Origin of the sequence: Nocardioides pinisoli, assembly GCF_024199985.1 — a bacterium.
GTDB classification, from domain to species: Bacteria; Actinomycetota; Actinomycetes; order Propionibacteriales; family Nocardioidaceae; genus Nocardioides; species Nocardioides pinisoli.
In genome coordinates this window covers 102,338-123,089 of sequence record NZ_JANARS010000007.1, presented here as the reverse complement: position 1 = coordinate 123,089, position 20,752 = coordinate 102,338, and the positions used below count along the sequence as shown (strand labels likewise).

The following is a 20,752-nucleotide window of genomic DNA, read 5'->3' as shown; positions in this document are numbered from 1 at the left end:
CTGCCTACAGCGCCAGCTGGCGGCGTACGACGTCGGCCAGCCGCGACGCGACGCCCTCCGCCTCGTCCTCGGTGGGCGCCTCGACCATCACCCGCACGATCGGCTCGGTGCCCGAGGGGCGCAGCAGGATGCGACCCCGGTCGCCCAGCACGGCCTCCTCCTCCGCCACGGCGGCGGCCAGCACGGCGTCCTCGTCGGCGCGCGACTTGTCGACGCCGGACACGTTGAGGAGCACCTGCGGCAGGCGCGTCATGACCGAGGCGAGGTCGGCGAGCGACCGTCCGGTGGTGGCCATCCGCTCCATGACGTGGAGGGTGGTGAGGATGCCGTCCCCGGTGGTGGCGTGGTCGCTCAGGATCACGTGGCCGGACTGCTCGCCACCGAGGTTGTAGCCGGAGACCTTCATCGCCTCCAGGACGTAGCGGTCGCCGACCTTGGTCTGGCGCACGCCGACCCCGCCGGCGCGCATGGCCTGGACGAAGCCGAGGTTGCTCATCACGGTCGCGACGACCGTGTCCTTGGCCAGCCTGCCCTGCTCGAGGAGCGAGAGGGACAGGATCGCGAGGATCTGGTCGCCGTCGACGACGTTGCCCTCGGCGTCGACGGCCAGGCAGCGGTCGGCGTCGCCGTCGAGCGCGAACCCGGCGTGGGCGCCGTGCTCGACGACGGCCTTCTGCAGGTCGCCGAGGTGCGTGGACCCGCAGTCGTCGTTGATGTTGAGGCCGTCGGGATCGGCGTGGATCGCGATCACGGTCGCACCGGCGTCCTCGAGCGCGCGCGGGCCGGCGGCGTGGGCGGCGCCCTCGGCGCAGTCCAGGACGACCTTGAGGCCCACCAGGGGGTGGCTGATCGTGCTCTCGAGGTGGGCGGCGTACTCCTCGACCGCGCTGGGGTAGACGTCGACCCGGCCGACGTCGCCGCCGGTGGGCCGCTCCCACGGCTCGCCCATGCGGCGCTCGATGGCGATCTCGATCGCGTCGTCGAGCTTGTGACCGCCCCGGGCGAGGAACTTGATGCCGTTGTCGGGCATCGGGTTGTGGGAGGCCGACAGCATCACGCCGAGGTCGGCGCCGAGCCGCTCGGTCATGTAGGCGACCCCCGGCGTCGGCAGCACGCCGAGGAGGAGCACGTCGACCCCGGCCGAGGCGAGGCCCGCGACGACCGCGGCCTCGAGGAACTGCCCGGAGATCCGGGTGTCGCGGCCCACGACGGCGAGGGGGCGATGCCCCTCGAACTCGCCACGGTCGGCCAGCACGTGGGCCGCACAGACCGAGAGGTCGAGGGCCAGCTCGGCGGTGAGGTCGGCGTTGGCCAGGCCACGGACCCCGTCCGTCCCGAAGAGTCTCGTCATGGCCCGGGAGCCTACGTGGCCGACGCCGTCTCGGGAGAACCGAGGGCGGAGATGCGACGAGGCCCGCACCGTCGTCGGCGGTGCGGGCCTCGTGCGGTGCTGGTGCGGGTCAGCGCTTGCTGAACTGCGAGGCCTTGCGGGCCTTCTTGAGACCGGCCTTCTTGCGCTCCACGACGCGGGCGTCGCGGGTCAGCAGACCGGCCTTCTTGAGCGCCGGGCGGTTGGCCTCGACGTCGACGGCGTTGAGCGCGCGGGCCACGCCGAGACGCAGCGCGCCGGCCTGGCCGGCGATGCCGCCACCGTGGATGCGGGCGATCACGTCGAAGCGGCCCTCGAGCTGCAGCTCGACGAACGGCTCGTTGGCGATCTGCTGGTGCAGCTTGTTGGGGAAGTAGCTGTCCATCGAGCGACCGTTGATGGTCCACTCGCCGGTGCCCGGGACGATGCGGACACGGGCGACGGCCTCCTTGCGGCGGCCGGTGGCTCCGGCGGGCGCGATGGTGGCCGGGCGGGCGGGGGTGTCGGCCGAGGCGTCGCTCTCGGAGGTGTAGGCCACGCCCTCGGCGCTGGTCTCGAAGGTCTCCTCGACCTCGGTGCTGTTCTCAGTCATCTGTGCGTCCTCAGTCGTCACTGGGAGATCTGGGAGATCTCGAACGGGATGGCCTTCTGGGCCGCGTGCGGGTGGTCGGGGCCGGCGTAGACCTTGAGCTTCTTCAGCATCTGGCGACCGAGCTTGTTCTTGGGGAGCATGCCCCACACGGCCTTCTCGATGGCCTTGCGGGCGTCCTTCTCGAGGAGCTCGCCGAACGGGGTGGCCGAGAGGCCGCCCGGGTAGCCGGAGTGGCGGTAGGCCATCTTGGTGGTCTTCTTGGTCCCCGACAGCGACACCTGGGAGGCGTTGACGATGATCACGAAGTCGCCCATGTCCATGTGAGGGGCGAAGGTCGGCTTGTGCTTGCCGCGGAGGAGGTTGGCGGTCTGGACGGCGAGGCGTCCGAGGACCACGTCGGTGGCGTCGATGACGAGCCACTCGCGCTGGATGTCAGCGGGCTTGGGGCTGTACGTGCGCACGGCGGTATCCCGTTCTGGTTCGTTGGTCCCGGCCCTCGGACGAGGACCGGATGGTGCTGCTGCGGCTTCTGACGAACACGGCCCGGATCGCTCCCTGGGCTCCGCCCGGCGGAGACTGGGATGACGTCCGGATCTGCACCCGCTCGCACCTCACGACGAGGGAGAGCGGACGCGGCAGGAGTCGCGACCAGCAAGACTACGGCCCTCGCGCGAGGAGGGTCAAAACGTCGCAGCGCCCCGCTGGCCCTCGCTGTGGCTCCCGCTGGAGCGCCACAATGACCTCGTGCGCAACGGTGGCGTCTCCTTCTGGTGGCAGCAGGTGGGACTGCCGGTCCCGACGGACCGGCTCGAGGGCGACGCGACCTGTGACGTCGCGATCGTCGGCGGCGGCCTCACCGGCCTGTGGACGGCGTACTACCTCGCCGAGGCCGACCCCTCCCTCGACGTGCGCGTCGTCGAGGCGGAGTTCGCCGGCTTCGGGGCCTCGGGGCGCAACGGCGGCTGGCTCTCGAGCGAGCTGGCGGGGAGCGAGCGGACGTACGCCGCGGTGGCGGGCGAGGACGGCGTGCAGCGCCTGCGCGACGCCCTGCGCGCGACGGTCGACGAGGTCGTCGGCGTGGCCGCCCGCGAGGGCATCGAGGCCGACATCGTGCGCAGTGGCGTGCTGACCGTCGCGCGGTCCGAGGCCCAGCGGCAGCGGCTCGGCGGCGAGCTCACCGCGGCGCAGGTGGCCGAGCGGATCCGGGTGGCCGGCGCCGTCGCTGGCCACTTCGACCCCGACTGCGCCCGGGTGCAGCCCGCGAGGCTGGTGGCCGGCGTCGCCCGCGTCGTGCGGGAGCGCGGCGTACGGATCCACGAGGACACCCGTGTCACGTCTGTCTCCCCCGGCACGGTCGTCACGGAGCGGGGCACGCTGCGCGCCCCGGTGGTGCTGCGCTGCCTGGAGGGCTTCACCGCCGGCCTGGCCGGCCACCGCCGCGACTGGCTGCCGATGAACTCCGCGATCGTGGTCACCGAGCCGCTCACCGCGTCGCAGTGGCGCGAGATCGGGTGGGCCGGCGAGGAGCTGCTCGGCGACGAGGCGCACGCCTACTGCTACGCCCAGCGCACCGCCGACGGCCGCATCGCGATGGGCGGACGTGGCGTGCCCTACCGGTTCGGCTCGCGCACCGACGTCGATGGCCGCACGCAGGACCGGACCGTCGAGCAGCTGCGCTCCACGGTGACGGCCCTGTTCCCGTCGCTGGCCGGGGTGCGTCTCGACCACGCCTGGTGCGGCGTGCTGGGCGTGCCGCGCGACTGGAGCGCGAGCGTGTCCTTCGACCCCGCGACGGGCCTCGGCCACGGCGGCGGCTACGTCGGCTCGGGGCTCACCGCCACCAACCTGGCCGGCCGGACGCTGCGCGACCTGGTGCTGGGCCACCGCACCGACCTGACCCGCCTGCCGTGGACCGGGCACCGGGTCCGGAGGTGGGAGCCGGAGCCACTGCGGTGGGCCGGCGTGCACGCGCTGTACGGCCTCTACCGCGCCGCGGACCGCCGCGAGGACGCCGGCCTGGGACGCACCAGCCGCGTCGCCCGGGTCGCCCACCGCGTGGCCGGACGCTGACCTCGACCGGCGTCGCGCGGCGTCCCACTGCTGGACACCTGATTCGCGGTCGCTGCACGCTCCGGTCTAGGTTGAGGGGACCCCACAGACGTACAAAGACGTATGAACAGGAGCCGACGTGACCGACGTTGCGGCCAAGGATTCCCTGACTGTCACCGACAACCGGACCGGTCAGACGTACGACATCGCGATCACCGACAACACGATCGCGGCCAAGGACCTCGGGCAGATCCGCCTCGATGAGGAGCAGCCCGGTCTCGCGACCTACGACCCCGGGTTCGTCAACACGGCCTCGTGCCGGTCGTCGGTGACCTACATCGACGGCGACAAGGGCATCCTGGAGTACCGCGGGTACCCCATCGAGCAGCTGGCCGAGAAGTCCAACTTCCTCGAGGTGGCCTACCTCCTCGTCCACGGCGAGCTGCCCACCAAGGAGCAGTACGACGCCTGGGTGCACGAGATCACCTACCACACCTTCGTGCACGAGAACGTCAAGTCGTTCATGCAGGGCTTCCGCTACGACGCCCACCCGATGGGCATGCTGATGGCCTCGGTCGGTGCGCTGTCGACGTTCTACCCCGACGCCCGCAACATCAGCGACGCCGACAACCGGCACATGCAGATCGTCCGCATGATCGCGAAGATGCCGACCCTCGGCGCCTGGTCGTTCCGTCACGCGCAGGGCAAGCCCTACGTCTACCCGGACAACGACCTCGGCTACACCGCCAACTTCCTCTCGATGCTGTTCAAGATGAGCGAGTCGAAGTTCGAGGCCGACGAGCGCCTGGTCAAGGCCCTCGACGTGCTCTTCATCCTCCACGCCGACCACGAGCAGAACTGCTCGACCAACGCGGTCCGCTCCGTCGGGTCCTCGCAGGTCGACCCCTACTCGGCCGTCTCCGCCGGCATCGGCGCCCTCTACGGCCCGCTGCACGGCGGCGCCAACGAGGCCGTGCTGCGGATGCTCAAGCGCATCGGCAGCAAGGAGAACATCCCCGCCTTCATCGACGGCGTGAAGGACGGCAACGAGCGCCTGATGGGCTTCGGCCACCGGGTCTACAAGAACTACGACCCGCGCGCCAAGATCATCAAGAAGTCGGCCGAGGACGTCTTCGAGGTCACCGGCACCAACCCGCTGCTCGACATCGCGCTCGAGCTGGAGAAGATCGCGCTCGAGGACGAGTACTTCGTCAAGCGCAAGCTCTACCCCAACGTGGACTTCTACTCGGGCCTGATCTACGAGGCCTTCCAGTTCCCGCCGGAGATGTTCACCGTGCTGTTCGCCATCGGCCGTACGCCGGGCTGGCTGGCGCAGTGGTCGGAGCTGGTGCAGGACAAGGACCAGAAGATCGCGCGACCCAAGCAGATCTACACCGGCGACCGCGAGCTGACCTTCACCGCCGCCTCCGAGCGCTGGGCCTGAGCCCCCGCGCCATCTCGCACGACAGGACGCCCCCGGCCTCGCGGCCGGGGGCGTCCGTGCGTCTCAGCGCTCGAAGACCGCCGTCGTCCGCGCCGGCACCGTCACCTCGTCCGCCGCGACCGTGCTGCCCTTCACCACCGCGTCGGTGCCGGAGGCCTGCACGTCGTGCAACGACCAGCCCGCGCCGGCACCGGTGACCGTGGTGGCCTCCGGGGTGGCGTTGAAGACCACCAACACGCCGTCGCGGTCGGCGTCGACGTCCGCGCCCACGGTGTCGTCGACGAGCATCGCGATCACGCCCGGCTCGGTGTCGAGGAAGGACACCTTGGCCTGGATGGCGTCGAGGTCGCCGAGACGGAAGAGACGCGACGACGTACGGATGCGCAGCAGGTCCTGAGCACGGGCGTGCGCGGCGTCCATCGCCGCTGGGGTGGGGTCGAGCGCCGAGTCGGCGAGCAGCGGGCGCATGAAGTCCCACTTGGCCTCGTTGTCCGCCCGCAGCGGCAGCCCCGAGCCGAAGGTGTTCTCGCGACGCTGCCAGTCGACCCGGTTGAACCAGTCGCCCGAGTCGTAGGAGTTGCGGTCCAGGCTCTTGGAGCGGAGCAGGTCGGTGCCGGCGTGCCAGAAGACCACGCCCTGCGAGAGCGCGACCGTCGAGAGCGAGACGGTGTTCATCCGCACCCGGTCCTCCATCGAGGTGCCCTGCGGCAGCTTGAAGGCGAGGGAGTCGAAGAGCGTCTCGTTGTCGTGGGCGTCGACGTAGGTCACCGTCTCGGCCGGGTCGGCGGCGTAGCCCGCGGGCTGCCCGTTGTAGTCGACCTCGGAGCCCACGACCTCCTCGCCGGTGGCCGACGACGTGAAGCGGAAGTCGGCCAGGTTGCCGGCCAGGCCGAGCTTCACGAGGTCCTCGAGGTGCAGCAGCTCCGCGCGCTGCTCGTCCGCCGAGCCGTTGACGGCAGCGCCGTTGGGGTCGGTGAAGAGGCCGGAGCCGAAGCCCTGCACCCGCGGGTCCTCGTCGAAGGGCCCGCCCCCGCGCACGGCGTCGCGCAGGCGGTCACTGAAGGAGCCGATGCCCGAGCCGGCGAGGTTGCGCTGCGTGGCCTGCGTGAAGCGGGCGTCGTCGGCGACCTCTCCGAAGTTCCAGCCCTCGCCGTAGAGGTAGATGGCCTTGCCGTCCACGCCGTCGCGCTTGACGGTCAGGCCGTCGAGCGCGGCCCGCAGGCGGGTCATGTTCTCCAGCGAGTGGTGCCCCATCAGGTCGAAGCGGAAGCCGTTGACCTTGTAGTCCCGCGCCCAGGTGAGCACGGAGTCGATCATCAGCTTCTCCATCATCCGGTGCTCGGTCGCGGTGTTGGAGCAGCACGTGGAGGTCTCCACGGCGCCCGACGCGTTGAGCCGGTGGTAGTAGCCGGGCACGATCCGGTCGAGCACCGACTTGGGGTCCTGGCCGCTCGCGGCGGTGTGGTTGTAGACCACGTCCATCACGACCTGGAGACCGGAGGCGTTGAGTCCCTGCACCATCCGGCGGAACTCCACGGTGCGTCGGGGGCCCTCGGGGTCGGTGCTGTAGGAGCCCTCGGGGGTCGTGTAGTGGAGGGGGTCGTACCCCCAGTTGAAGCCGTCCTCCGTGCGCACCGCGTCGACGCACTCCTGCTGCTCGGTGGAGTCCGGCGGGAGGGAGGCCAGGTCGCAGGCAGGGGTCTGCTGGGCCGAGCGGCGCTCCTCGATGGTGGCGATGTCGAAGGCCGGCAGCAGGTGGACCGTGTTGAGGCCCGCGTCGGCGAGCCGCCGCAGGTGACGCATGCCGGCTGAGTCGTCGCGCGTGAACGCGAGGTAGGTGCCGCGCTCGGCGGCGGGAACGGTCTCGTCACCGATGGAGAAGTCGCGCACGTGCAGCTCGTAGACGTTGCGGTCCTCGGGCTGCGCGACCACCGGCGGCGTGGTGCGCGCCCAGCCGGCCGGCGCCAGCGCCGGGTCGGCGAGGTCGACGAGCAGCGAGCGCTCCGAGTTGGTCGTCAGCGCCACGGAGTAGGGGTCGGTCACCCGGTTGGTGACCACCTCGCCAGCGGCCGGCGACCAGACGGTCACCTCGAAGGTGTAGGCCGCGCCCTTCCACGAGGCGGGTCCCGACACCGTCCAGGTGCCGTCGCGCCGGCGGTCCATGGCGACGCGTCGTCCGGCGACCACGGTCGCGACGTCCTGCGCGGTGGGCGCCCACAGGGTCAGGGTGGGCCGGTTGCCGCGCCAGGTGGGCCCGAGGTCGGCCTCGGCCGCGTCGGCGTAGACGTCGTCGAGGACGCCCGGCACCTGCACGCCGGTGGCGTCGTGCAGCGTCCCGCCCGGGTCGTACGACGCGACCGCCAGCTGGCCGGTGAGGATCTCGGGCACCTTGCGGACCGCGGCCCGGTCGAGGCGGAAGGCCTCGTGGCCGGCGAGGTGGGGGAAGTCGGCGAGGACGTCGTCGGGCAGGCCTGCGGGGTCGTAGGTGAGCGGCACGCTCGAGCCGCCGGTGACGGCCTCGGCGTCGACGCCGAGGTCGCCGGCCTGCGACCAGTGCAGGCGGTAGCGACGGCTCGCTGCGTCGGGGACGTCCCAGGCGACGAGGTCGTCGCGCAGCCACTTCGCCTTCGCCTTGGAGAGCTCCGGTGCGGCGCCGGCGGCGCGGCTGGACACGGTGAGCCGGTGGGTCGCCACGTCGTAAGTGAAGACCATCTCGACCCCCGTCGCGGGGACGTCGAAGGCGATGTCGGCGCCGCCTGCCGCGCCACCGTCGCCGTAGTTCTCGTCCCACGACAGGCCGTGGGCGACCTTGGTGGCGTAGCTGCCGGCGGGCAGGGCCGTCGTGGTGAACGTGAAGGTGCCGTCACCGTCGGGGTCCTTGAGCCAGCCGCGCATGCAGTCGGGAGCCCAGTCCCCGGCGCAGCCCAGCTCCGACTGCATGCTGCCGGCCAGCGTGACGATCGGGCCGTTGGCGTCGGTGGTGACCCAGTGCGAGCCGTGCTCGTAGTAGAAGGTCACGTCGCGTGGCGCGTCGAGCACCAGCGGGACGTCGCCGCCACCGGGAGCGCCGCCCACGCCGTAGTTCTCGTCCCACGACCCGTCGATGGCGGCCTTGTAGGCGTAGCCACCGGCCGGCAGGGAGACGGTCCGCTTCCACACCAGGTCCTGCGGGTCCAGCGACAGCTGCGCCTCGGCGCAGTCGGGCTGCCAGTCCCCCGGGCAGCCGATCTCGGCGTTGTGGCTGCCCGGCATCGAGACCGCGCCCGGCTGGGTGACCGGTCCGCCGGTGCCCCCGCCGCCGGGCGTCGGCTCGGCCTCGGGGTCGCCGACCACGGCGTAGGTCGAGGCGACGGACAGGTTGCCGCTGCTGTCGCGGAGCACGGCGCGGTACTCGACCAACGACCCCTTCGCGAGCGTCCGCACGTCGTGGAAGACGCGGTAGGGGGCGTTGTCGTCGGTGCCGAGCGTGGTCCACGCGTCCGCACCGACCGGCCGCCAGGCCAGGGTGACCTGATTGAACCCGCCGTCGGGGACGCCGACCGTGATCGGCGCCCGTCCGCCGACGGTGCCGCCGGCCGAGGGCTTCTGGAACTGCACCGCCGGCGCCTCCGCGCGTCCGGGCAGCCTGCCCGTCGCGCGCCACACCACGGCCGACAGCGGCGGGACGGTGATCGTCGTACGCCCCTCGGCGTCGGTGCGCAGCGACGACCTCCCGGCCGGCCACACCTGCCTGAAGGTGCTGCGACGCATCTCGGTGCCGACGGTGACCGTCTTGGCGGTGGTCGCGTTGTTGAGGGCCACCAGGTGCTCGCGGCGCTCATCGGCGTCGATCCGGCTGAAGGCGAAGATGCCGGCGTCGCTCGAGGCGTAGCGGTGCAGCTGCGCGCCGTCGGCCAGTGCGGGGTGGTCCCTGCGCAGGTCCGCGAGGCCGCGGATCGTGCGGTAGAGCGGGTGGGACGTGTCGTAGTTGGCCTGAGCGGTCGTGGCGTCGGTGCCGATGAGGTCGTTGTCGTTGTAGGACGCCACCTTGCTGGGGAACATGTCCTCGCGGGCGTCCTTGTCGCCGCCGTCGCCGACGAAGCCCTGCTCGTCGCCGTAGTAGACGACGGGCTGGCCGCGGGTGAGGAACATCAGCGCGTGGGCGAGACGGTCGCGCTCGAGCTCGGAGCCGGTGCCCTTCAGGAAGGTGCCGATCCGGCCCATGTCGTGGTTGCCGAGGAAGGTCGGCGACGCGTAGGCGTTGGAGTCGGCGTCGGTGTACCAGTCGTCGGCGGCGTAGAAGTCGCGCAGCCGCGTCGTGGCACCGCCCTTGGCGAAGCCCGTGCCGACCGACTGGAAGCCGAAGTCGAGCGTGGCGTCGAGGCGTCCCTCGGTGCTGAAGGTCGACAGGTAGGCCGGGTCCGCGTCGTAGACCTCGCCGAAGGCGAAGAAGTCGTCGTTGCCGACCGATGCGGCGTGCTCGCGGATGGCGGGGGCGAACTCCTGCCAGAACTCCATGTTGACGTGCTTGGCGGTGTCGATGCGGAAGCCGTCGATGCCGAGGTCGACCCAGGCCTCGTAGATGTCGGTCATCCCGTCGACGACGTCGGGCTGCTCGGTGAAGAGGTCGTCGAGGCCGACGAAGTCGCCGTAGGTCGAGGACTCGCCGGCGAAGGTGGAGTCACCCCGGTTGTGGTAGTTCGTCGGGTCGTTGAGCCAGGCCGGGACCTTGACCGTGCGGTCGGCCTCGGACCGGAAGACCGGCGTGTAGGGGAACGAGGTGGCGGCGTCGAGCTCGGGGAAGTCGGGCGATCCCACGACGTCGCGGTCGTCGAACTCGTTCCCGGCCGCGTCGCGGTAGGGCTCGTCCTGCTTGGAGACGTAGCCGTACTGCTTCTCCTCGTAGTCGATGACGTCCGCGGTGTGGTTGGTGATGATGTCGAAGAAGACCTTGATGCCCCGCCCGTGGGCCTCGTCGATGAACGCCTCGAGCTCGGCGTTGGTGCCGAAGTGGGGGTCGATCTGCGTGAAGTCGGTGACCCAGTAGCCGTGGTAGCCCGCGCTGGCGTCGGCGCCGGCGCCCTGGACGGGCCGGTTCTTGAAGCTCGGGGTCAGCCAGATGGCGGTGGTGCCCAGGTCGGCGATGTAGTCCAGCCGGTCGGACAGGCCCTGGACGTCGCCGCCGTGGAAGAAGCCCTTGTCCGTCGGGTCGAGCCCGGTGGTCAGCCGGTCGCCGGAGAGTCCGCCCGTGTCGTTGGTCGGGTCACCGTTGGCGAACCGGTCGGCCATGACGAAGTAGAAGTTCTCGCGCGTCAGGGGGCCGCGCAGCGAGGTGCCGGCGAGCTCCCGGTCGACCTTCGTCGGCTTGGCGGAGGGCTGCTCGGCAGGGGCCACGGCGATCCGGTGGGACGCGTCGTCGTACGTGAAGCGCAGGCGCGCGGGGTGCTCGAGCACGAGCGGCAGGTCCGGACCGCCGGCAGCGCCTCCGGCGCCGTAGTTCTCCTGCCACGACCCGTTGACCGCGACCTTGTAGCCGTAGGTGCCGGCGGGCACCTCGGCGAGGAGCTCCCACGACCCGTCGGGCAGGCGCTCGAGACCCGAGGCCTCGCACGCCGGCGCCCAGTCCTCCGGGCAGCCGACCTCGTCCTGCAGGTTGCCGACGAGGGTGACGGTCGCCGGCGGCTGGGCCCGGTGGTCCGCCGCGGCGGGCGCGACGGGGGCGAGGGCGGCCACGACCGTGGCCAGGCCGGCGAGGGTGAGGACGGCGGGGGACGGACGACGCACGATGGGCTCCCGAGACGGTGCAGACCCCGGCCGCGGATGGCCGGGTGGCGCCGGTCACACTAAGGTCGACGTGAGAGAACTTGCAACACCTGCAAGATCTTTCAGCGGCCCCCCGCGTGCAAAGGGCTGGTTCTTGCAGAACCGGCTCTCCGGAGCCCGTCGCGGTCCACCCTTCCGATCGTGCGTGCCGCGGCTCCCGGATCACTACACTCGCCACCACTCGGGGGACGAGACGGCGCGACGCGGTCACGGAGGTGACGTGGCGACACGGGGGTACGGCACTCTCGGCGGGATGCTGCGTGCCCTGCGCGAGGACGCGGGGCTCTCGCAGGAGGAGCTCGCCGAGCGCGCCGGGCTCAGTCCCCACGCCATCAGCGCCCTGGAGCGGGGCACCCGCACCCGGCCCTACCCGCACACGCTCCGCTCGCTCGCCGCCGCGCTCGAGCTGACCGAGGACCAGCGCGCCGAGCTGCTCGCGGCCGTCCCGCCGAGGTCGCCCCGACCCGCCACCGACGCGCCGGCGCGCACCCGCGAGCTCCCCGTCCCCGCCACCCCGCTGCTCGGCCGTGACGACGACGTCGGCCGCGTCGCGGACCTCCTGCGGACCAGCCGCCTGGTCACCCTGAGCGGTCCCGGCGGGGTCGGCAAGACCCGCCTGGCCCTGGCCGCCGCGGCACAGGTCCGCGACCGCTACGCCGACGGCGTACGCCTCGTCGAGCTCGCCCCGCTCCTCGAGCCCGAGCAGGTGCTGACGGCGGTCGCCGACGCCGTCGACGCGCCGCGGGACCCGTCCCGCACGGTCGGCGACGACATCGTGGCCCGCCTGCGCGGCCAGCACCTCCTGCTCGTCCTGGACAACGTGGAGCACCTGCTCGACGCGGCCCCCGACGTCGCCGCCCTCGTCGAGGCGGTGCCCGACCTGTCCGTGCTGACGACCAGCCGCGCGCCGCTGCGGGTGCGGGGCGAGACCGAGTACGCCGTGGACCCGCTCGAGGTCGTGGACCTCCCGGACGGCTCACCCTCCCCCGCCGCGCTGCTGCTGCTCGACCGCGCGCAGCGGGTCAACCCCGGCTGGGGCGCCGACCCGTCCGACGCCGCAGCGGTCACCGCCACCTGCGAGCGCCTGGCTGGGCTGCCGCTGGCCCTCGAGCTCGCCGCGGCGCGGGCGCGCCTGCTCGACCCGGCCGCGCTGCTCGGCCGGCTCGACACCGCGCTGCAGACCGGCCCGCGTGACCTCCCGCCCCGCCAGCGCACGATGCGCGCCACCCTCGACTGGAGCCAGGGGCTGCTCGACGCGCCCGCACGCCGGCTGCTGCGGCTGATGGGCGTCTTCGTCGGAGGCACGACCCTGGCCGACCTCGAGGCGGTCGCGTCCCGCGCGGGGATCGCCGAGCACGAGGTGGTGACCAGCCTCGAGGAGCTGGTGGAGCACTCGCTCGTCCTCGCCGACGGCTCGGGACGCCTGCGGATGCTGGAGCCGGTCGCCCAGTACGCCCGCGACCTGCTGCGGGAGGCGGGCGAGTGGCAGGCGGCCACGCGCGCGCACGCTGCGCACTACCTCACGGTGGCGACCGACAACAGCTCGAGCTACCGCGACGGCGGGCAGGTGGCCGCGCTGGCACGCATCGACCTCGAGCACGCCAACCTCGGCGCGGCGGCCGAGCGGTCGCTGGCCGACGGTGACGTGGACACGCCTGCGCGCCTGGCCTGGGAGCTGTGGCTCTACTGGTGGCTGCGCGGGCGGCACGAGCACGGGAGGCGCTCCGCCGAGAGCGCGCTCGAGCACGCCGACCGGCTGGAGCCCGCCGTGCACGCGCGCGCCGCGCTCGCCGCCGCGACCATGGCGTTCGCGATGGACGACGTGGCGGCGGCCGCCGTGTGGTGGTCCGTCGCCGGCCAGCGCGCCGGCGACGAGCAGGACATCCTGTCCAACGCGGTGGCGGGCGACGGCCTGGTGGCGCTCGTGGAGGGTGACCTCGCCACGGCCCAGCGATGTTTCGAGCAGGCGATCGTCCACGCCGAGGCGGCCGGCCCCTCGGTCGAGTGGACGTGGGCACTGGGCCACATCTGGCTCGGCACCGTCGCCCTGCTCCGCGACGACCCCGACGAGGCGGTCCGGATGATCGCCGAGGGGCTGGACTCCGCACGTCGTCGCGGGGACCGGCTCACCTCCTACATCGCGCTCTACAACCTCTTCCAGGTCGAGCTCGCGCGCGGCGACCACGACGCCGCCCGCCGCCACCTCGAGGAGGGCACCCGGCTCTCCCTCGAGACCGGCGACCAGGCCAACCTCGCCTACCTCCTCGACGCGGGCGCGGTGCTCGCGGCCGCCTCCGACCAGCACGCACGCGTGCCGCTGCTGCTCGGCGCCGCCCAGGCGATCCGCGAGGCCCAGGGGGCGGCCGGTTACGGCTACTACCGGCCCGACCCGGCCGCCATCACCGCGGCGGCCGACGACGCGCGGTCGCACCTCGGTGCGGACCGCTACGACGACGCCCTCGACACCGGACGCGGGTTCTCCACCCTGCAGGCGGCCGGCATGCTGCGCGACCCCGGTCGGCCCCCGGGCTGACCGGCCCCCGGGCCTGACCCGCTCGGACCCCGTACACCGCTCGTACACCTGCGGCTGTCCGTGGCCCGCCGGCGTCGTACGCCTCGATGGTGGTCGCACGGCACACACCCGTGCCCCTCCACCTGAGGTCACTGAGGCCGCGCGAGGCCATCCGAGGAGCCGCACATGAGCACCACGCTCGACCCGTCCACCGCGTCCGGTCCGCACCGCGACGCCAGCACCGGCGCACCGACCCGGCCACCCGGCCGCGGGTGGGTGCTCGCCGGTCTCGGCGCCGGCCTCGCCGGGATCGTCTCCGTCGTCGCCAGCACCACGGTCGACGCTGCCTACGACCCCGCGAACTTCGGCGACGCCGAGGCCATCGCGGCGGCGATGGGCGACCTCGTGCCGCAGGTCCTGGTCTTCCACACCGCGACCATGGTGTCGTGCGCCCTGCTGGTGGTGTTCGCGGCAGGCCTGCACCGGCACCTGCAGCGACGCACGCACCCCGACAGCATCGTCCCCGGCGTGGCCGCGATCGGGATCGTCCTGGTGTGCGTGGCCCAGCTGATGGGCGCCGGCCTGACGACCGAGTTCGCCTTCGCCTTCGCTGCGCCCGAGGACGCCTACGTCCCCGAGACGGTCGTCTTCTTCGGGCACTGGATCGGCACCATCCCCTGGCTGTGGGGAGGCATCGGCCTCACGGCGCTCGCGATGGTGAGCGCGACCTTCCGGCAGGGCGCGTTCCCGCGCTGGGTCGGCTGGACCAGCCTGGTGCTCGGCGCCCTGACCACGCTGTTCCTGGTCAGCCCCGTGCAGTACATGGCGGGCATGACCGGCCCGATCTGGCTCGTCGTCGTCTCGGCGGCGCTCCTGCGCTCGGTGCGCCGGGCCTGACGTGCCACCCGTCGTGCCGGACGAGGCGTCGGTGCCCGACTTCGCGTCGTACGTCGCCGCGCGGCGGCCCGCCCTGCTCCGCTGGGCCCGCGCCGTCGCCGGCGACCCGCACAGCGCGGAGGACCTGCTCCAGGACTCCCTCGTCCGGGTGCTCCCCCGGTGGGACGGCCTCCGCGAGGGCGCGGCGGCGGACGCCTACGTCCGACGCACCATCACCCGCCAGTACGTCAGCTGGCAGCGACAGCCGTGGCGGCGCGACGAGGTCGCTGCGGGCACCGTCCCGGAGACCGCACCGGCTCCCCGGCAGGACGTGACGGTCGAGCAGGCCGCACGGCTCTGGGACCTCGTCCTGGCGCTCCCGCCCCAGCAGCGCGCCGCCGTCGCCCTGCGCTACTACGAGCAGCTGAGCGTCGCCGAGACGGCCGCGGTCCTCGGCTGCTCGACCGGCACCGTCAAGTCCAACACCAGCCGCGGCCTCGCGGCACTCCGCCGGCTCGCGGCCCACCCCGGCAGCAGCCCGACGACCACCACCCCCTGAGAGAGGACGTCCCATGTCGACCCCGTCCACCACCCCCGCCCGTCCGACCTGGCTGCCCGCCGACTTCCGCCACCCGACGAGGGTCGAGGTCCCCTTCGGGCACCACCTGCGACCGATCCGCGCCGAGGACACCGACCTCGACATGGTCGCCGTCATGGGCTCGCGCGAGCGGCTCTGGAGCATCTACGGCGAGGCCTGGGGATGGCCCCCCGCCGACATGACCCACGAGGCCGACCGCGCCGACCTCGCCCGCCACGCGGCGGAGATGGAGACCCACGAGTCCTTCAACTACGCGCTCCTCGACACCGACGAGACGGCGTTGCTGGGGTGCGTCTACATCGACCCGCCGGAGAAGCCGGGCGCCGACGCCGAGATCTCGTGGTGGGTCGTGGACGAGTGCGTGGGCACCGAGCTGGAGGCCGCCCTGGACGAGCTCGTCCCCCGCTGGATCGCCACGGAGTGGCCGCTGGAGCGGCCCCGCTACGTCGGCCGGGACCTCAGCTGGGCCGAGTGGATGGCCCTCCCCGACCTGCCCCGGTGAGGGTCGCGCCGTGATCCGCGGCGAGGTCTCTGCACCTTCCCAGCGCGTTCTCAGCGCATCCACAGGGTCCCGACGCATCGTCGTAGACATGAGCGACGGACAGACCCCCCAGCACGGCGGCCAGCACCACCCCCGGCCGGCCCAGGACAACCCCTACGAGCGGGCCTCCACCGGGTGGACCGGAGCCGGCCCTCACCCCGCACCGGCGGCACCTCCCGGACACCCCGGGTTCCCGGCCCAGCAGCCCACCCAGACACCCCCGCGCGGGCGGTCCGGGCGGGGACGGGCCGGACTAGCCGCCGCCGTCGTCGCCACCTCCCTGCTGGTCGGCGGAGGGGCCGGCATCGGTGGCGCCGCCTGGTGGGACGCGACCCAGGACGGCTCCAGCGGCTCGTCGCAGGAGAGCCCGGTGTCGACCTCGCAGGTGTCGTCGCAGCCGGACACGCCGCCGGCCGACGGGTCGGTGGAGTCGGTGGCCCAGAAGGTGCTGCCCAGCGTCGTGAAGATCGACGTCACCACCGCCGAGGGAGCCGGGTCCGGCTCCGGCATCATCCTCACCGCCGACGGCACCATCCTGACCAACAACCACGTGGTCGAGGGAGCCGAGGGAGGCACCGTCACGGTGTCCTTCGACGACGGCACCAGCGCCGAGGCCGAGGTCCTCGGCACCGACCCGCTCACCGACACCGCCGTGATCAAGGCCCAGGGGGTCTCCGACCTCACCCCGGCCACCATCGGCAAGTCCGCCAACCTCGGCGTCGGCGAGGGCGTCGTCGCCGTCGGCTCGCCGTTCGGCCTCGACGCGACCGTCACCAGCGGCATCGTCAGCGCGCTCGACCGTCCGGTCAACGTCGGCTCCGACGACCAGGGCAACTCCACGACGTACCCCGCGATCCAGACCGACGCCGCCATCAACCCCGGCAACTCCGGTGGCCCGCTCGTCGACATGACGGGTGCGGTCGTCGGCATCAACTCCTCGATCCGCACCGCCGCGTCGCAGTCGCCCTACGGCCAGGCGCAGGGCGGCTCGATCGGGCTCGGGTTCGCGATCCCCATCGACGAGGTGATGCCGATCGTCGACCAGATGGCGGCCGGCGAGACCCCGACGCACGCCCGCCTCGGCATCCAGGTCGGCGACCCGCGGACCGGCGACTCCGCAGGCGCGGTGGTGAGCGAGGTGACGCCCGGCTCGACCGCGGACAAGGCCGGTCTCACGGCGGGCAGCGTGATCACCCAGGTCGACGACCAGCGGATCACCGGCGCCGACTCCCTCGTCGCGACGATCCGCTCCTACCGCCCCGGCGACTCGGTGACCGTCACCTGGACGAGCGGCGGCGACGAGCAGAGCGCGGACCTCGTCCTCGACTCCGACGCCACCCAGGGCTGACCCGCTCGCCCACCCCGGCCCGGGGCAACGGGTCCACGACGACACTCCCGTCCCCACTGGTGGGGGCGGGAGTGCGCGCATGGACCCGTTACCGGGCGACGGACATGATGGGGCCAGCCGTCGACCCGAGGAGTCACATGCAGCTCGAGCTCAGCCCCGCCGACGCGGAGTTCCGGACGAGGATGCGGGAGTTCTTCACCACCCGGGTGCCGCAGGAGATCCGCGACACCGTCCTCGAGGGCCGGCACCTCACCAAGGACCAGATCGTCGAGGCCCAGCGGACGCTCAACGCCGAGGGCCTCGCCGTGCCGCACTGGCCGGTCGAGTGGGGCGGCCAGGACTGGACCGAGCTCCAGCGGCACCTCTGGCACGAGGAGATGCAGCGCGCGGGCGTGCCGATCCCGCTGGCGTTCAACGCCTCCATGATCGGGCCGGTTATCGCCCACTTCGGCACGCAGGAGCAGAAGGAGCGCTTCCTCCCCGCCACCGCCAACCTCGACATCTGGTGGTCGCAGGGGTTCTCCGAGCCCGACGCCGGCTCCGACCTCGCGAGCCTGCGCACGACCGCGGTCCGCGACGGCGACGACTGGGTCGTCAACGGCCAGAAGACGTGGACCACGCTGGGCCAGCACGGCGACTGGATCTTCACCCTGGTGCGCACCGACCCGGAGGTGAAGAAGCAGGCCGGCATCTCGATGCTCCTCATCGACATGACCACCCCCGGCGTCGAGGTGCGGCCGATCGAGCTGATCGACGGGGGCCACGAGGTCAACGAGGTGTGGTTCACCGACGTGCGGGTGCCGGGCGACCTGCTGGTCGGCGAGCTCAACGGCGGCTGGACCATCGCCAAGTTCCTCCTCGGCAACGAGCGCGTCGGCGTCGCACCGGTGGGCGCGACCAAGCGTGCCCTCGCCGGGCTCAAGCGGTCGGCGGCCGCGCAGATGGACGACCCGCTCGTCCGGGCCCGTGTCGCCGAGCTCGAGACCGCGCTGCTGGCGCTCGAGCTCACCGCGCTGCGGGTGGTCGCGCACTCCTCGGACGGCGCACCGCACCCGGCCTCCTCGGTCCTCAAGCTGCGGGGCACCGAGCTCCAGCAGGCGGTCAGCGAGCTCGCGCTCGACCTCGCCGGGCCCGCGTCGCTCGCCGCCCACGCGGGCGACGACTCGCCCCAGGAGGGCTGGGCGCGCCGGTCGGCACCGACCTACCTCAACCTGCGCAAGGCCTCGATCTACGGCGGGTCCAACGAGATCCAGCGCCAGATCATCAGCCGCACCATCCTGGGACTCTGAGGGGACGGGGAGACGACATGGACTTCACCTACGACGACGAGCAGCAGGCGCTGCGCGAGGCCGTCCGCGGCCTGCTCGCGACGACGTACGGCGACCACGAGGCGCGGCGCCGCACGGTGGCCGACGACCCCGGGTTCGACCGCTCCCTCTGGGGCCGCCTGGCCGAGATGGGCGTCCTCGGGCTGCCCTTCAGCGAGGCCGACGGCGGCGTCGGCGCCGGTCCCGTCGAGATCGGGATCGTGTGCCAGGAGATGGGTCGCGTGCTCGCCCCCGAGCCCTACCTGTCCGGCGTCGTGCACGCCGGCGGCCTCGTCGCCGCGGTCGGGACGCCGGCGCAGAAGGCCGACCTGCTCGGCCGCCTCAGTGCCGGTGAGGTCCTGCTCGCCGCGGCCGACACCTCTCCCGGTGGCCGGTGGTCCGCCGGCGCCGACGGCGTCCGCGCCTCCGTCTCGGACGGGAGCTGGACCCTCGACGGCGTCGCCGACCCGGTCATGGGCGGCGCCTTCGCCGACCACCTCGTCGTGACGGCCGCGCTGCCCGACGGCGGCGGCACCGGCGTGTTCGTCGTGGACGCCGGCGCGGTGTCGGTCACCGGCTACGCCGCGGCCGACCTGACCCGCGCGGCGACCGTGCGCTTCGAGGCCAGCGCCGCCACACCGCTCGGCGAGCCCGGTCGTGACCTCACCCCGAGCATCGCCACGATCAGCGACCTGACCCGGATCATGGGCGCCAACCAGGCCTTGGGCGTGATGCAGAGCCAGGTGCGGGCCACGACCGACTACCTCAAGAGCCGCAAGCAGTTCGGCGTCACGCTCAACACCTTCCAGGCGCTCACCTTCCGCGCCGCCGACATGTACGTCTCGCTGGAGCTGGCCCACAGCACCGTCGACTGGGCGACCATGACCATCGCGGGCGGCGACCGCGAGGTGGTCGCCGACGCCGCCGACCGCGTCGGGCTCCAGGTCGGCCGGGCGGCGCGCCACATCGGCGAGGAGGCCATCCAGCTCCACGGAGGCATCGGCATGACCGCGGAGTACGCCGTGGGCGTGGGCACCGCGCACCTCGCCGTCCTCGAGCAGTGGCTCGGCAACGCCGGGCACCACCTCGCGCGACTCTCCGCCCGGGTCACCGACCACGACCTCGTCGAAGCGGTCTGAGGCGGCCCCTGATGGACCTCTCCCTCACCGAGGAGCAGCAGGCCTTCCGCGACCTCGCCCGCGACTTCCTCGAGCGGGAAGCCGTCCCCCACCGGATGCGGTGGGACCACGAGGAGTCCGTCGACCTCGCGATCGTGCCGAAGATGGCCGAGCTCGGCTTCTTCGGACTCACGATCCCCGAGCGCTACGGCGGGGTCGGTGGCGACTACGTCACCTACTCCCTGGCCATGGAGGAGCTGGGCCGGGCCGACTCCGCGCTGCGCGGGATCGTGTCGGTGAGCAGCGGGCTGGTGGGCAAGTCGATCCTCGACCACGGCACCGAGGAGCAGAAGCAGGAGTGGCTTCCCCGCCTCGCGTCCGCCACGGCGCTCGGCTGCTTCGGGCTCACCGAGCCCGGCACCGGCTCCGACGCGGGCAACCTCACCTCCCGTGCCGTCCGCGACGGGTCGGACTGGGTGATCGACGGCCAGAAGCTCTTCATCACCAACGGGACGTGGGCCGACGTCTCCCTCGTCTTCGCGCGCACCAGCGACGAGGGCCCGCGCGGCGTGACGGCGTTCCTCGTCCCGACCGACACCCCCGGCTTCGAGGCCCGCGAGGTGCGGAACAAGCTCGGGCTGCGCGGCCAGGCGACCGCCGAGCTGTTCCTCAGCGGCGTACGCGTCCCGGACTCGGCGCGGCTCGGCGAGGTCGGCCGCGGCTTCCGGATCGCGATGGGCACGCTCGACAAGGGCCGGCTCGCCGTCGCCTCGGGCTGCGTGGGGATCGTGCAGGGCTGTCTCGAGGCATCGGTGGCCTACGCCGGGGAGCGCAGGCAGTTCGGCAAGCCGATCGCGTCGTTCCAGCTGGTGCAGGACCTCATCGCCGACATCTCGCTCGACGCCGACGCCGCCCGGCTGCTGGCCTGGCGGTGCGCCGACCTCGTCGACCGCGGCGAGCCCTTCGGCATCGCGGCCTCCAAGGCCAAGCTCTTCGCGTCGGAGGCCGCCGTGCGGGCCGCGAACAACGCGATCCAGGTGCACGGCGGGGCGGGCTACGTCGACGACTTCCCGGTCGCGAAGTACCTGCGGGACGCCCGCGTGATGACGCTCTACGAGGGCACGTCGCAGATCCAGAAGCTCATCATCGGCCGCGCCGAGACCGGCATCAGCGCCTTCGGCTGACGTGCCGCGCGC

General features: G+C 72.8%; 14 protein-coding genes. 10 read left to right on the top strand and 4 right to left on the bottom strand.

Annotation, left to right across the window (positions count from 1 at the left end; translation table 11 throughout):
• Positions 1-4 precede the first annotated feature (4 nt).
• The 3 genes from glmM to rplM form a co-directional block, all read right to left on the bottom strand.
• Positions 5-1,351, bottom strand: a complete 1,347-nt coding sequence (gene glmM / locus NCI01_RS16565; protein ID WP_254182592.1) for a phosphoglucosamine mutase — start codon at positions 1,349-1,351, stop codon at positions 5-7.
• A gap of 109 nt (positions 1,352-1,460) precedes the next feature.
• Positions 1,461-1,961: a 30S ribosomal protein S9 gene (gene rpsI / locus NCI01_RS16560; RefSeq protein ID WP_254182591.1), complete on the bottom strand. Its 501-nt coding sequence runs from the start codon at positions 1,959-1,961 to the stop codon at positions 1,461-1,463.
• Positions 1,962-1,978: 17 nt separating this feature from the next.
• Positions 1,979-2,422 (bottom strand): 50S ribosomal protein L13, encoded by a 444-nt coding sequence (gene rplM / locus NCI01_RS16555; RefSeq protein WP_172258237.1) that lies wholly within the window; start codon positions 2,420-2,422, stop codon positions 1,979-1,981.
• Positions 2,423-2,705: 283 nt separating this feature from the next.
• On the opposite strand from rplM, the gene NCI01_RS16550 reads away from it, so the two are divergent.
• Both NCI01_RS16550 and NCI01_RS16545 read left to right on the top strand, forming a co-directional pair.
• Positions 2,706-4,031, top strand: a complete 1,326-nt coding sequence (locus NCI01_RS16550) for an NAD(P)/FAD-dependent oxidoreductase (RefSeq protein WP_254182590.1) — start codon at positions 2,706-2,708, stop codon at positions 4,029-4,031.
• Between the two features lie 118 nt (positions 4,032-4,149).
• Positions 4,150-5,454, top strand: a complete 1,305-nt coding sequence (locus tag NCI01_RS16545; RefSeq protein ID WP_254182589.1) for a citrate synthase — start codon at positions 4,150-4,152, stop codon at positions 5,452-5,454.
• A 63-nt stretch (positions 5,455-5,517) separates the two neighbouring features.
• Here the strand turns inward: NCI01_RS16545 and pulA are convergent, their stop codons facing one another.
• Positions 5,518-11,217, bottom strand: a complete 5,700-nt coding sequence (gene pulA / locus NCI01_RS16540; RefSeq protein WP_254182588.1) for a pullulanase-type alpha-1,6-glucosidase — start codon at positions 11,215-11,217, stop codon at positions 5,518-5,520.
• A gap of 292 nt (positions 11,218-11,509) precedes the next feature.
• On the opposite strand from pulA, the gene NCI01_RS16535 reads away from it, so the two are divergent.
• The 8 genes from NCI01_RS16535 (at position 11,510) to NCI01_RS16500 (ending at position 20,740) form a co-directional block, all read left to right on the top strand.
• On the top strand, positions 11,510-13,789 hold the full coding sequence (locus tag NCI01_RS16535; RefSeq protein WP_254182587.1) for an ATP-binding protein: 2,280 nt from the start codon (positions 11,510-11,512) through the stop codon (positions 13,787-13,789).
• 165 nt (positions 13,790-13,954) lie between these two features.
• Positions 13,955-14,665, top strand: a complete 711-nt coding sequence (locus tag NCI01_RS16530; RefSeq protein ID WP_254182586.1) for a hypothetical protein — start codon at positions 13,955-13,957, stop codon at positions 14,663-14,665.
• Between the two features lie 31 nt (positions 14,666-14,696).
• Positions 14,697-15,203, top strand: coding sequence for a SigE family RNA polymerase sigma factor (locus NCI01_RS16525; protein WP_254182585.1), 507 nt, complete (start codon positions 14,697-14,699; stop codon positions 15,201-15,203).
• Between the two features lie 13 nt (positions 15,204-15,216).
• A complete protein-coding gene (locus tag NCI01_RS16520) occupies positions 15,217-15,744 on the top strand; it encodes a GNAT family N-acetyltransferase (RefSeq protein ID WP_254182584.1) in 528 nt (175 codons plus the stop codon).
• An 88-nt stretch (positions 15,745-15,832) separates the two neighbouring features.
• A complete protein-coding gene (locus NCI01_RS16515) occupies positions 15,833-17,131 on the top strand; it encodes a S1C family serine protease (protein WP_254182583.1) in 1,299 nt (432 codons plus the stop codon).
• Between the two features lie 137 nt (positions 17,132-17,268).
• Positions 17,269-18,420 carry an acyl-CoA dehydrogenase family protein gene (locus tag NCI01_RS16510; protein WP_254182582.1) on the top strand — a complete coding sequence of 384 codons (1,152 nt, stop codon included), beginning with the start codon at positions 17,269-17,271 and terminating at the stop codon, positions 18,418-18,420.
• A gap of 17 nt (positions 18,421-18,437) precedes the next feature.
• Positions 18,438-19,577: an acyl-CoA dehydrogenase family protein gene (locus NCI01_RS16505; protein ID WP_254182581.1), complete on the top strand. Its 1,140-nt coding sequence runs from the start codon at positions 18,438-18,440 to the stop codon at positions 19,575-19,577.
• A gap of 11 nt (positions 19,578-19,588) precedes the next feature.
• On the top strand, positions 19,589-20,740 hold the full coding sequence (locus NCI01_RS16500) for an acyl-CoA dehydrogenase family protein (protein ID WP_254182580.1): 1,152 nt from the start codon (positions 19,589-19,591) through the stop codon (positions 20,738-20,740).
• Positions 20,741-20,752: the final 12 nt, after the last annotated feature.